Genomic DNA, 13,052 nt, shown 5'->3' with positions numbered 1-13,052 from the left:
TGCCGATGCCCGCTGCCAGACTCTTGCATTTATAGATACTGATAAGAACCCGGGTTAAAGCGGCTGATATCTCAATGCCTCCATGGTACACTCGCTATCACCTTATAGAAAGCAAGGGTTAGCGACGTGGCGTACAAAATTCTTGTGGTAGATGACCATCCGCTCATTAGGTTGGCGTTGCGTGCAGTGCTGATTCAGGCGGGGCATGACGTGGTGGCCGAGGCGGAAAACGGTGTAGAGGCCATCAGTCTTGTTCGCCAGCACAATCCACATATTGTCGTCCTTGATGTGACGATGCCCAAGCTCGATGGAATTGCGGTCATCGACCGGATCAAAAGGCTTGAGTTGCCAACGAGAATTATTATCCTTACCTCGTTGGCGTCGGAATACTACGCGCAGCGCTGTATCAAGGCGGGGGCGTCAGGATTTATAACAAAGACGGATGACTTGGGCGCTGTTTCCGACGCCATCAAGTCGGTCATGAAAGGGGAAATTTATTACCCTGACGAAGTCAACGTTTCTACCCGTAAAGGCGACATGCTGGTGGGTGAAATGGAAATGATCGGCTTACTCTCTGATCGCGAGCTTTCGGTGTTGCAGCAGCTTTCAAGAGGCATGAGTAACAAGGCGATTGCTGAAAACCTCATGCTCAGCAGCAAGACGGTCAGCTGCTATAAAGCCCGCTTGATTGACAAGCTGGGTGTCAAGTCTGTGGTCGATCTTGCCGACCTCGCCCGACGCAACAAGTTGATCTGAATCGGGCGCCAATCTTCACGGGTGGCAGGCCGTTCGTGCTCTGGCCATTCGATCAAGTCTAAGCGCTGCCCTTCAGGTGGCGCGCGCTCTACCGTGTAGATCTAGTACTCATCCCCATGCCAATCCGTGCAGCTTAAGACTTTTCTTGCAGACGCCAGCACTGCTCTCCTAGAAACTGAACCTGTCGCTTCCAAACAGAAACCTACCTATATACCCCGCCTCTGAGGGACGGGAATTTCCGATGTTTCAACTCGCCGTAACTTTATGGTGAGTGGTTCGGTGATTCGCTAATGGGTGCTCAAGGAAGGGTTTGAAGTATGTTCAGGTTTTTGTTTCGGGTGAGGGCCGCGTTTAGTTTTGGTGTCAAAGCAAGTCTGTCGATTCAACTTATATATGGAAAATCCATGAAATTAAAAACGCTGTTTGCTACTGCCGTTAGTACTGTGTTGGGCGCTGCAATTATTTTGCCGGCCCAAGCTGCAGATGGCACCATCACCTTCAACGGTTCAATCACTGCTACTACCTGTACCGTCAATGTCAACGGTGGCGGTCTTAATCCTACTGTGATCTTGCCAGCCGCCCGATTGGATCAGCTGACCGCTAATGGCAATACAACTGGCGACACCAGTTTTAACGTCGTGCTGAGCGCCTGCGGAGCCGCCACCAATGGTGCGGCGGTACATTTCGAACAGGGCGCTCGCGTCAATGCTCAGGGGGGCTTGAGCACCCTTGGCAATGGAGCTGGTGTAGAGCTAGTGATCCACCAAGGGGCCAGCAACACCCCGCTTGTGCTTGGTCAAGCTCCCGCCCTCGCTATCGCAAGCATAAATGGCGGCAGCCTTACGCTGCCTTACACCGTCAAATACCGCCGAATCGCCGCTCCTGTCGCGGGCACTGTGAGTTCCAGCGTAGCCTACTCCATCGTCTATTTTTAAGCCATATGCCGGTGGGCCGCTATGGCCCCCCGGCTGCCAGCAACCATTTACAAGCGCTAGGAGATAAGCGATGCGACCCTTTAAGTTTCCTCGGCGGTTGCTGTCTGGATTGATCCTTTTAAGCAGCCTTTTTATTACTCAAGCCCAGGCGGCCATCGTGATCAACGGTACCCGGGTGATCTATCCCTCCGACCAGAAGGAAGTCAGCGTCAAGCTCGATAATACCGGGGAGGTTCCTCTTCTGGTGCAGTCCTGGGTTGATGACAGTAATAGGCACAGCGGGCCGGATACTTCCACGGCGCCGTTTGTCCTGACCCCTCCCATTGCCCGGGTCAATGCCGGCCAGGGGCAGACCCTGCGGGTACGCCTGACTGGTCAGCAAATGCTGCCACAGGATAAGGAATCATTATTCTGGCTGAATGTACTGGAAGTTCCACCGTCTGCCGAGGATGGGCAAAACAAGCTCAACATTGCTTTTCGCAGCCGGATCAAGCTCTTCTATCGTCCGGCTGGCTTGAAAGAAGATGTGGCGCAGGCTGCCCAGAAAATCCAATGGCGGTTGAAGAACAGCGCTGGCGGTTGGGCCCTTGAAGGGGTTAATACAACACCCTATTTTCTAACATTGAACTCGCTCAAAGTGGGCGATGCCAGTGCTGAATTGAACTTGGCAAACAGTATGTTCGCGCCGGGCGAGCGCAAGACCCTGCCACTTAAGGGCTCCTACAATCCAGCGAGCGGCAGCCGAGTTGAAGGGGGCGTGGTGAATGATTACGGTGGCACCAGTAAATTTGAGCTTCCTATTTTATTATAGAAGGACTTCTCAATAGTTGCGTACGGTAGTCGAGCGTCATGCTCTTATCGTTAGCTGTTTGTTGTGTTTAAGGCTGTCAAAGCCTGAAGAACTTTCTTGTGTATTCAAGTAATCATTGAGGCTTTTGTCTTCGTGACGTTTCCTCGTTGGTGCAAGAAAAAGCCTTGGGGCTGTGGTGGTTTGAATGACGTCGCAAGTCAAAACCTGGGAAGGGCGTAACCTCAATAGGCGTGGGAACAATTTCAGTGTTACTCGCTGCTTTAATCTTTTTTGTTTAAAGTCACTTGCAGTTGCGACCCTGATTGACAGCTTTGGTCTGACCTCCACTGTCCGGGCGAAAGAGTTCGACGGCCCCTCGAGTGAATTCGCCAACTTTGACAGCAGCATGTTGATGGGCGCGAGCGCCGGTTCGCTTGATGTCGAGCGCTACAGTCGGGGAAGCCCGGTCGAAACAGGCACCTACAGTGTTGACCTCAGTATCAACGGCGCACCTGCAGGGCGCTTCGATGTCGCGTTTATTCCTGGTGCGACACCGCACCAGGCCAAGCCTGAGCTGCCATTGGAGCTGCTGGATCAACTCGGTGTTGATACCGACAAATTACAAGCGAGCGCAGGTGCTGAAGCGGCCTCCAAGGATCTGTTCGGCCTCATCGCCGATGCGACCTATCGCTACGACAGTGCCGATCAACGGCTTGAGTTAAGCGTACCGCAAGTCGCAATGCTCAACCGTCCACGCGGCTATGTCAGCCCACAGCGCTGGGAAAGGGGCGTTAACGCCGCGTTCGTCAACTACAGTGTTAACGCTTACCAAAGCAGTGGTCAGGGCGGTCAGAGCAACACCGCATATGCCGATTTCAATGCTGGCATCAATCTGGGCATTTGGCGTTTGCGCCAACGTTCGGCGCTTAACTGGAACAACGAAACTGGCAAGGCCTACCAGGTTGTTACCCGCTACGCGCAGCGGGATATCGATTCCCTCAGCTCGGAATTGACGGTGGGTGATGTGTTCACCGATGGCGAGATGTTCGATTCGGTTGCGACACGTGGAGTGCAGCTGGCCACTGACGATCGTATGCTGCCCGACTCGCTACGTGGCTATGCCCCCGTTGTTCGTGGCGTGGCCGCCACCAATGCGCGGGTCACAGTGCGTCAGAACGGTTTTATCATCCAGCAGACCTCCGTCGCCCCCGGGGCCTTTGAAATCACCGATTTGAACCCTGCCAGCCAAAGCGGTGATCTGGAAGTCACAGTGACTGAAGCCGATGGGCAGGAAAAGCAGTTTATCGTGCCGTTCTCGTCGGTCAGTCGTTCCCTGCGCGAAGGTACTTCACGCTACACGGCAACTGTTGGCCAGGCGCGCAACCTGTCGTACGGTAGCTCGCCCACTGTTGCCCAGGCCACCTACCAGCGAGGACTTAGCAATCTGGTGACCGGCTATGCCGGCATGTCAGCCTCCGAGGGCTATAGTGCTGCTCTACTGGGTGGTGTGTTGAACAGCGAATACGGTGCTCTAGGCGCAGACATTACCGCCTCGAAAACCGACTTGGCGGGCAAGGCCTTCAACGGTCAATCGGCGCGGGTCACCTATAATAAAGTACTGCAAAACACAGGCACCAACTTCACGGTTGCCGCGTATCGCTATTCCACTGAAGGTTATTTCGGTATACGCGATGCACTTGTTGCCCGCGACCAATTTCAACAAAGTGGCGACAGCAACCCGGACGCCTTCCGTCATGCTCGCAGCAGAGCGCAACTGAACGTCAGCCAGCGCATCAACAATAGCTCGCACCTGTATCTCAATGCCTCGGTGCAGAATTATTGGAACAGTCCGGGCAGTGATAAGCAGTTTCAGTCAGGTTACAACCACACTTTCAGCTGGGGCAGTGCGGGTGTCAGCGCCTCGCGCACTCAGGATATGTATGGCGAGAACTCCACCCAATACATGGTCAGTTTTAGCATGCCCCTGGGATCGGCCAGTAGCACAAATCGCGCCCATCTGAGTGCCAGTGCCAGCTCCAACAGCGACGGCAGTGCCGACGTGCAAAGTACTTTGAGTGGAACCAGCGGCGAAGACCATAGCCTGAGCTATGGTATTTCGGCCAGCAACAATCGTCCAAGCAGCGGTAAGCATTCAAGTAGCACCAGCGCTAACGTCCAGCGCCGAACCTCGGCGGCCGATCTGAGTGCTTCGCTCAGTAAGGGGAGCGACTTCCAGCAGGCCTCACTGGGGGGGAGTGGCTCGGTGGTCGTCCATCCGGCCGGATTTACTTTCGGTCAACCGCTGGGTGACACCATTGCCATCGTTCATGCCCCTGAGGCGGCTGGTGCGACGTTGGACAATGCCACTGGCGTGAAACTCGACCGCAATGGCCAGGCAGTCGTGCCGTATTTGACGCCTTACCGGGTAAACACCTTGGGACTCGATCCCAAGGGTCTTTCCGATGACGTTGAATTGCAAAGCACCAGTCAGGAAGTGGTGCCGCGCAGTGGCGCGGTGGTCATGGCCCGCTTCAAGACCGTCACGGGCCGCGCATTACTGATCAATGCTCAGCAGGCCGATGGCAAGCCTTTGCCTTTCGGGGCCAATGTCTACGATTCGGACGGTCGCACAGTGGGTGTGGTCGGGCAGGGCGGGCAGATATTCGCTCGCCTCGGCAGCGACCAGGGCAGGTTGTGGGTCAGCACCCATGGCAAGGAGTCAAGTCAGTGCAGTATGACTTATCAGTTCAAGCCCAGGGAGAAGCACCAAGCGAATGCGGAATTAGAGCGGGTCGATTTGCCGTGTCGTGTATAGGGTTTAGCTTCGGGAAATTTGCCTGAAGAACGGAGTGAACGGATTGTGCGGGATGGCAAAAAACAACTTTATGAGTAAATACGTAGGGGTAGGTCTGGCATACCACTCTGCAATCAGAGAAACATTAATTGGTGTGTTGTAATGAAAGTGTTCAAGACAAAATTGTTTAATTCGGTAGGGATTGTTTTTTTGGTTGGGCTGGTGATTGAAATCAACTTCCCGGGTTATGTGTGGGCATGCAGAACTAACAGCGACAGCCGCCCCTTACGTCCTACTCCGATGACTGCAAGGTCTGCGATGATAGAGAGAAGTTCCACTTTAGGTGAGTGGTCTGGGACCGCTGTCGCGGGGTATTGGGCGAATAACTGTCCCGCTGACACTACGATTAGTGTCGTGCTAATGCCAAATGGTGTGACACCGGTATTGACCACAAGTGAAGAAGGGGTCGACTATAATGTGTATCCAACTGGAACTGAAAACATTGGATATTACTTGAGAGCTCGGGATCACCTTGGTAATACTTCTGATTTTACTGGGAATTATACTCGGACAGAGCATGCGAGGAGAGACATCAATATACAGGTCAGATTTATCGCCACAGGCCCGTTAGCTCCTGGCACTTATCGTCTTCGTGCTAGGAGCGTTGGAACTGTGCTGTGGGAATTAATGCCTGGTCGAAGAAGAGCGCGTGGGGAAGATATATCCTATCGCGGAACCACGGTGCTCGTCACTGGTGTAACCTGCTCGGTACTTGCTGCTGATCGGAATCAGCAGGTAGTGCTTCCCACGGTTTCCAGGAGCAGCTTCCAAGGCGTAGGCTCAACCGCTGGCTCAAAACGTTTTACCATTGGCGTAAACTGCGATGCTGGCGTTGCCCTGCATGCAACTATGACAGATGCTAACTTCCCAGATAACAGGGGCGATTTCTTGAGGCTTGCAGAAGATTCAACGGCCGCAGGGGTTGGCCTTCAAATTAGCGCAACAGGCAGGGCGGGCGTGGTGTCATATGGACCTGACTCGCGAATTGCAGGCACCCAAAACCAATGGTTTGTCGGCGGCAATGCCGCTTCGCTTGCGACCGAGCATATAATTCCTTTTACAGTGAGATATGTGCAAACAGCAGCAGCCGTGCAACCTGGAACGGTTCACGCGCGTTCGACAATAACGTTTTCATATCAATAGCTACGGGCTTAACTTGCAGCGTTGTCAGGATTCACCGTGCCCGAAAACCAGGAGCTGAACATATGAAAGCAATGATCGCTGGAAGATTGGGTAAAACTTTATTTGTCTACACTCTATTGGTGGTCGCTGGTTGCTCACATCATTCGGATATAGGACTTGATCGCAATCATGCCAATGGTGTTACGGCCAAAGGCACTCAAGCTTACATCGCCTGCATAAAGCACGAACTCACCAGCGGCACAAAAGCATTTACCGTGGAGAACAACGGTAGCATCAACCTGTTTATTGGCAGTATCGACCCCACTACGGCAGCAGGGCTTGTCGAACTGTCACGCGCCAGCGGCCAAACCACCTACACCGTTTACCAGAGGCATGCGTGGGTTGACAAAGGCAGGTTGATCAATGCGGCACAAGGGTGTGCAAAGGACTAAAGCGTGCGGCAGGTGGCGCCTGGTGGTAGGCAGAGTGCCGCCTTGATGACGCATTAAGATGGGGAAACGCAAAAAATCCCCCGGTGGCGTAATACTGTTTACTTAAGTTAAGCGTGGCGCCTGTTGGGGCTACAATGCGGTCACGAAATCTTAAGTCGCAGTATTACCGCCAGCAGCGGGGGCAAAGTTCTCTATGCGGAGCAACCCGTTCAGTTTCACTCAGGGCAGTGCTTGTGTCTGCAAGAAATTTCTTAAGTTGCACAAATGCGTTCGAATGGGCTTAGATGCCCTACGCAACATCTCAAGTTAACTATTAAGTTTTAATTAAAACCTTTCAATCCAGGCTGTGATTATCAACTCACACTTATTGACGCAGAATTCGACCGTGCCTCCATGTTCCCTTGATCATGTAAAGAGCGGTTTATGTCAGCGAATTCTGCAACATTCTACTCCCACGTTTTATCGCGTGCTCCGGTATGACGGGGCGGGCGCTTCCTCTTTCCGCTACGGCGGCCGAGGTCCGTACAGCGCTGGCCTGTTGCCGGCTGCTGTTGCAAGTGTGCCAGGGGCGGGTTCCGGAACCCGAACAGGAAGTGACCGGCCCGGACGTACGCCGCGCGGTCAAGCACTACGGGCAGTGCGCCGGAGTCAATCTGCGGCTCGAGCGCTTGTCGTTGCGCAAGCTGACGCCGAAGTTGTTGCCTTTGGTCTGGCGCACCCGGGCGGGCGACTTCGTGCTGCTCGCACGCCTGTCTGACGCCCAGGCATTGATTCAATCGCCTTTGGCCAGCACGCCCGATGTGATCGAGCGAGCGCAATTGGCCGAACAGTGGAGCGGGGAAGTGATCCGTCTGCGCCAGGGAGGCCTGCGTTTCGATCTGTCCTGGTTTGCTCCAGAGCTGCTGCGCCATCGTCGGGTGTTGACGGAGGTGGTGTTGTGTTCGTTGCTGTTGCAGGTACTGGCCCTGGCGACACCGTTGTTTTTCCAGGCGGTGATGGACAAGGTCATGGCGCATCGGGCCCTGGCGACCCTGGATGTTCTGGTCATGACGCTGGTCGTGGTGGGGATCTTCGAGGTTTTGCTCAAAGGCTTGCGCGAATACCTTTCGGCACATACCGCCAATCGCATCGACATTGGTCTTGGCATCAAACTGTTCCGTCATCTGTTGGGGTTGCCGCTGCTGTATTTCAAGCAGCGCCAGGTGGGCGCGATCATCACCCGGGTTCAGGAACTGGATAGCATTCGTGAGTTCCTCACGGGCTCACTGCTGACGTTGTGCATCGATGTCGTCTTCACCCTGGTGTTTTTTGCGGTCATGGCCTGGATTTCATGGCCCTTGACCCTGCTGGTGATGGCGACGCTTCCACTGTATGTCCTGCTGGCCTGGATCAGCACCGGAGCGCTGGAGAAGCGCATCGAGCGCCAGTTTCAGAGTTCTGCCCGCAATACTGCCTTTCTCAACGAAACCGTGAGCAGCGCCGAGACCATCAAGAGTCTGGCGGTAGAGCCGCGGATGCAACGGCGCTGGGAGTCCCAGACCGCTGAGATGGTCGAGGCCGGTTTCGCCAGCCAGACCTTGGGCAGCTCGATTAGCCAGGCAGTTACCCTGCTGCAGAAATTTACCGCCGTTGCGGTGATCTGCTGGGGTGCAAGCAAGGTGATTGGCCTGGAGATGAGCATCGGCCAATTGATCGCCTTCAACATGATGCTGGCTCACATCAGTCAGCCGCTGGCCAAGTTGATCGAGGTCTGGCAGCAATTTGTCCAGGTACGAGTCTCGGTGGACAAGCTGGGCGATATGCTCAACCTGCCGGTCGAGCAGATGCAGGGCCAACTGCGTCCGCTACAACCGTTACGAGGCGAGGTGCGCATCGAGCAGTTGGTGTTCCGCTATCGTCCCGACCTGGAACCTGTGATCAAGGGGCTGGACCTGCACATCGTCGCGGGCCAGACCCTGGGAGTCGTCGGGCCGTCTGGCTCTGGCAAAAGCACGCTGACCGGCTTGCTGCAAAAACTCTATACCCCTGATGCCGGACGCATTCTGATTGACGGCTTGCCTCTGCAGCAGCTGGAGCCGGCCTGGCTGCGTAGCCAGATTGGTGTGGTGCTGCAGGAAAACTATTTGTTCAACCGCAGCGTGCGACAGAACATTGCCCTGCGTCATCCCACTGCCTCCCTGGAAGCAGTCATCGCCGCAGCCCGTTTGGCGGGCGCCCATGACTTTATTCTGCAACTGCCGTTGGGCTACGACACGGTGCTGGCTGAAGCGGGCAGATCGCTGTCTGGTGGTCAACGCCAGCGCATTGCCATTGCCCGCGCACTGATGGGCGACCCAAGGATCCTGATTTTTGATGAGGCCACCAGTGCACTGGACGACGAATCCCAAGCATTGATCCAGGGCAACATGGCGCGGATCGCTGAGGGGCGCACGGTGATCATCATCGCTCACCGATTGTCGGCCGTGCGCCAATGCCAACGCATTGTTGCCGTTGAGCAGGGGCGGGTCAGTGAATCGGGCACCCATCTTGAGTTACTCGCCAACGGTGGTTGTTATGCACGCCTATGGGCGTTGCAACGTGCGTTACGCAAGGAGCAGGCATGATGCGTTGGTCATTGTTGAGCATTCCCCGGCAGGCTTGGCGCGCTTTGTGCCAGGCGCCTGCCGCACTCAAACGCAGTCGCGACGAGTACGAGTTCCAGCCCGGTTATCTGGAGATTGTCGAGCGACCACCAGCGCCTTGGGCGCGCGGCACGGCGATGGTGTTGATGTTGTCGATCGCACTGGCGCTGGCGTGGGCGATTCTCGGCTTTCTCGACATTCACGCCAGTGCTTCTGGCCGGTTGATAGTGCCTAGCCACACCAAAATCATTCAGGCCCATGATGCGGGTGAGGTCGGTGCAATCCACGTGCGTGACGGGCAACGGGTCAAGGCCGGTGATGTGTTGGTGGCGTTGAACCCGATTGGTGTCGATGCCGAGCTGAGCGAGCTTCGGGCTCAACTGGCGTTCAAACGCCTGGAGCTGGCCAGGGCCCAGGCGCTGCTGAGCAATGACCCGATTGGCAGCTATCTGCCGCCACCCGATCTGAGCCCGGAGCAATCAATGGAAGCCCGTGCGCAATTGGCAAGCACCTGGAAAGAAATCAACGCCAACCTGGACAGCCTGAATGCTGAGATGGCCATCAATCAGGCCGGCCAGCGGGCTCGCAGTGTGGAGATTTCCGCCTTGGGCAAGTTGGCTAGCAATGTCCGGCGGCGCCTCGATGCACGCCGGGCGATGGCGGCCCAGCAACTGATGCCCCAGGTTGATCTATTGGAGCAGGAAAAGGAGCAGTTGGAGGTCGAGCGCTCGCTGGCCCAACAGCATGCCGAACTGCAGGTGCTAAAGGCCGAGGCGCGCAACCGGCAGGATCAGCGCGACAGTTTTCTGGCCAGGACCCAGCGCGAGCAGCACGACGTGCGCCATCGTACCCAGCAGGACATTGCCATTCTCGAGCAGCAACTGATCCGCGGGCGCGACAAGCAGCGCCTGCAAACGTTGTTGGCACCGGTTGATGGCGTGGTGCAACAACTGGCGGTGCATACCCTGGGCGGTGCGGTACAGCCAGCGCAACAACTGCTGGTGATTGTGCCAGAGGGAGCGGAGCTGGATGCCGAAGTCATGGTGTTGAACAAGGATGTGGGCTTTGTCAGGGCTGGACAGCCAGTGGAGATCAAGGTTGATGCTTTCCCCTATACCCGATACGGCACCTTGCGCGGGACCGTTATGCATGTGTCTGGTGATGCCATCAAGGATGAGCAGCAGGGATTGGTGTTCCCAGCGCGCATCCGCCTGGAAAAGGCCGCTATTGCCGTGGACCAGGGCTGGGTGCCTTTGCAGGCAGGGATGACAGTGACCGGCGAGATTCGCACGGGAGATCGGCGGGTGATTGACTACCTGTTGAGCCCGATCCAGCAATACCAGTCCGAAGCCCTGCGGGAGCGTTGATATGACCACTGCATTTATCCACGCTGGCGACGATACACCGAACATCCTGGATACTGGCCTGGAGGCCTTGGTATGGGCGGCACGGCGTTTTGACCTGACCCTCACGGCGGCACAGCTGAATCACCGCCTGGGCCGCGTCGAGGGCATGGCCGACAGTATCGACTTGCGCCGTTGTGCCGGCTGGGCCGGGCTGCGGGCGAGGGCCGTGCGCAGCAGCGTCCAGCGCCTGGAACAACTGCCGTTACCCGCCTTGCTGGAGACCGCGCGCGGGTGGGTGGTGCTCAATGCCGTCGAACCAGGGCAGGTCAACCTGTTCTGGCCGCTAGAGGGGCACTGTCAGACTCTGCCCCGTGAAGACCTGGCTGAACTGTGGCAGGGCGAGGTGTTGTTGCTGGCTGAACAGCACACCGGTTTGAAACCGCCTGCTTTCGGCGTGGCCTGGTTTTGGCCATCGATCCTCAAACATGTGCGGCAGTTTCGTAGCGTGTTACTGGTCTCGCTGATGCTGCAGTTGGTAGCCCTGGTCACGCCCCTGCTGTTCGAGAACATCATCGACCGGGTGCTGGTCAGCCGGGGTATGTCCAGCCTGCAAGTATTGGGCATTGCCCTGCTGGCGTTGGCGCTGTTCGAACCGTTGTTCGGCCTGCTGCGTTCCTGGCTGTTTAGCAACTTGGCCAGCAAGATTAACGCTGAATTGTGCGCGCGCTTGTACCAGCATCTGGTGCAGCTACCGCTGAGCTACTTCCAGCGTCGTCAAACGGGCGAGATCATCGCCCGAGTCGGTGAGATGCAGCAGATCCGCCAGTTTCTCACCGGTTCGGCGCTAACCCTGGTGCTGGATCTGGCCTTCTGTAGCCTGTTCATCGCGGTGATGTACAGCTATGCACCACTCTTGACATGGGTGGTGGTCGGCTCCCTGGTCCTGTACTTCCTGTTTTGGCTGTGCGTGGGCCCCTTGTTACGCAGCCGGGCGCTGCGCGAATACGAGCTGAGTGCGGCAAACACCGCCTTTCTCACCGAGACTGTGACGGGCATCGAAACCATCAAGACCGGCGCCACCGAAGGCGGTTTCCAGCAGCAGTGGCAACGTCAGTTGGCGGCGTATGTGAGGGCTGCGTTTCACACACGCATCGTCGGTATTTGGGCCGGGCAGGGTATTGGCCTGATTCAGAAGCTGACCGCCGCGTTGCTGCTGTGGTGGGGCGTTATGCTGGTTATGGACGGGCAGTTGACGCCCGGCCAACTGGTGGCTTTCAACATGCTGGCCGGCCATGTGGTGGAGCCGATTCTGCGGTTGGCCCAGGTCTGGCAGGATTTCCAGCACACCCTGATCTCGTTGCGACGGTTGGGCGATATTCTCGACACCGAGTGTGAAAGCGGTAGCGGCGGTCTGGCCTCAGTGCCGGCGCTGCAGGGCGCGGTGAGTTTCCAGGGCGTGCGTTTTCGCTATGACGAAGATGGCCAGGAAATCCTGCGCAACCTCAACCTGGACGTACAACCAGGGGAGTTCATCGGTATTACCGGGCCTTCCGGCTCGGGCAAGTCGACCCTGACCCGACTGCTGCAACGCCTTTATGTACCGCAGCACGGGCGGGTGTTGGTGGACGGCATCGACCTGGCCATTGCCGACCCGGTGGCCCTGCGTCGCAACATGAGCGTGGTGCTGCAGGAAAGCGTGCTGTTCGCTGGCAGCATTGCCGAGAACATTCGCCTGTGCCGACCCCAGGCCAGCGATGCCGAAGTACACGAGGCGGCCACCCTCGCCGGTGCTGCGACCTTTATCGAGGCGCTAAGCCAGGGTTACGACACCCAGGTCGGTGAGCGCGGCGGCCAGCTTTCAGGCGGCCAGCGTCAGCGCATAGCCCTGGCTCGGGCGTTGCTGACCAACCCAGGGATCCTGTTGCTGGACGAGGCCACCAGTGCCCTGGACTACGAGTCCGAGGCGGCGGTGATGGCCAATCTGCAGCGAATCGCCCAGGGCCGCACGGTCATCAGTGTCGCACATCGCCTCAACACGCTGCGTCATGCCGACCGAATTCTCGTCATCGATCAAGGCCAGGTCCTTGAGCAAGGTAGCCACGAACAACTGCTCGCTTTGGACGGGTTGTATGCCCGGCAATGGGCGTTGCAGATGAAGGGTTGATATCCCGATCAC

The 13,052-nt window shown here is 56.8% G+C and carries 9 protein-coding genes; all 9 read left to right on the top strand.

The genetic code is table 11. The features are described 5' to 3' along the window. Window positions 1-126: 126 nt before the first annotated feature. The 9 genes from CKW07_RS07115 (at window position 127) to CKW07_RS07075 (ending at window position 13,040) form a co-directional block, all read left to right on the top strand. Complete coding sequence (locus tag CKW07_RS07115; protein ID WP_095144233.1) at window positions 127-756, top strand: response regulator transcription factor; 630 nt, start codon at window positions 127-129, stop codon at window positions 754-756. A 317-nt stretch (window positions 757-1,073) separates the two neighbouring features. Further along, the gene (locus CKW07_RS07110; RefSeq protein WP_095144232.1) at window positions 1,074-1,691 is read left to right on the top strand and encodes a fimbrial protein; all 618 of its coding nucleotides are present in this window, start codon (window positions 1,074-1,076) and stop codon (window positions 1,689-1,691) included. Between the two features lie 70 nt (window positions 1,692-1,761). Next, on the top strand, window positions 1,762-2,502 hold the full coding sequence (locus CKW07_RS07105) for a molecular chaperone (RefSeq protein ID WP_095144231.1): 741 nt from the start codon (window positions 1,762-1,764) through the stop codon (window positions 2,500-2,502). Window positions 2,503-2,686: 184 nt separating this feature from the next. Beyond that, entirely contained in the window at window positions 2,687-5,296 is a 2,610-nt protein-coding gene (locus CKW07_RS07100; protein WP_095144230.1) for a fimbria/pilus outer membrane usher protein, read from the top strand. A 141-nt stretch (window positions 5,297-5,437) separates the two neighbouring features. Next, complete coding sequence (locus tag CKW07_RS07095; protein ID WP_095144229.1) at window positions 5,438-6,478, top strand: fimbrial protein; 1,041 nt, start codon at window positions 5,438-5,440, stop codon at window positions 6,476-6,478. Window positions 6,479-6,540: 62 nt separating this feature from the next. Beyond that, window positions 6,541-6,909, top strand: coding sequence for a hypothetical protein (locus tag CKW07_RS07090; protein ID WP_095144228.1), 369 nt, complete (start codon window positions 6,541-6,543; stop codon window positions 6,907-6,909). A gap of 476 nt (window positions 6,910-7,385) precedes the next feature. Further along, window positions 7,386-9,512, top strand: coding sequence for a peptidase domain-containing ABC transporter (locus CKW07_RS07085; RefSeq protein WP_095144227.1), 2,127 nt, complete (start codon window positions 7,386-7,388; stop codon window positions 9,510-9,512). Then, window positions 9,509-10,897: an HlyD family type I secretion periplasmic adaptor subunit gene (locus tag CKW07_RS07080; protein WP_095144226.1), complete on the top strand. Its 1,389-nt coding sequence runs from the start codon at window positions 9,509-9,511 to the stop codon at window positions 10,895-10,897. The genes CKW07_RS07085 and CKW07_RS07080 overlap by 4 nt, the downstream gene beginning before the upstream one ends. 1 nt (window position 10,898) lies before the next feature. Further along, window positions 10,899-13,040, top strand: coding sequence for a type I secretion system permease/ATPase (locus tag CKW07_RS07075; RefSeq protein WP_095144225.1), 2,142 nt, complete (start codon window positions 10,899-10,901; stop codon window positions 13,038-13,040). Window positions 13,041-13,052 lie beyond the last annotated feature (12 nt).

Source organism: Pseudomonas sp. Irchel s3b6, from assembly GCF_900187415.1.
GTDB lineage: Bacteria > Pseudomonadota > Gammaproteobacteria > Pseudomonadales > Pseudomonadaceae > Aquipseudomonas.
Note: the sequence above shows the minus strand (reverse complement) of the source record. Positions and strands in the feature narration are given on the sequence as shown.

Excerpts from the sequence above, each read along its gene's own strand:
- CKW07_RS07110 (WP_095144232.1), top strand. The coding sequence starts at position 1,074 with ATGTTCAGGTTTTTGTTTCGGGTGAGGGCCGCGTTTAGTTTTGGTGTC.
- CKW07_RS07105 (WP_095144231.1), top strand. The coding sequence starts at position 1,762 with ATGCGACCCTTTAAGTTTCCTCGGCGGTTGCTGTCTGGATTGATCCTT.
- CKW07_RS07100 (WP_095144230.1), top strand. The coding sequence starts at position 2,687 with ATGACGTCGCAAGTCAAAACCTGGGAAGGGCGTAACCTCAATAGGCGT.
- CKW07_RS07095 (WP_095144229.1), top strand. The coding sequence starts at position 5,438 with ATGAAAGTGTTCAAGACAAAATTGTTTAATTCGGTAGGGATTGTTTTT.
- CKW07_RS07090 (WP_095144228.1), top strand. The coding sequence starts at position 6,541 with ATGAAAGCAATGATCGCTGGAAGATTGGGTAAAACTTTATTTGTCTAC.
- CKW07_RS07085 (WP_095144227.1), top strand. The coding sequence starts at position 7,386 with ATGACGGGGCGGGCGCTTCCTCTTTCCGCTACGGCGGCCGAGGTCCGT.
- CKW07_RS07080 (WP_095144226.1), top strand. The coding sequence starts at position 9,509 with ATGATGCGTTGGTCATTGTTGAGCATTCCCCGGCAGGCTTGGCGCGCT.
- CKW07_RS07075 (WP_095144225.1), top strand. The coding sequence starts at position 10,899 with ATGACCACTGCATTTATCCACGCTGGCGACGATACACCGAACATCCTG.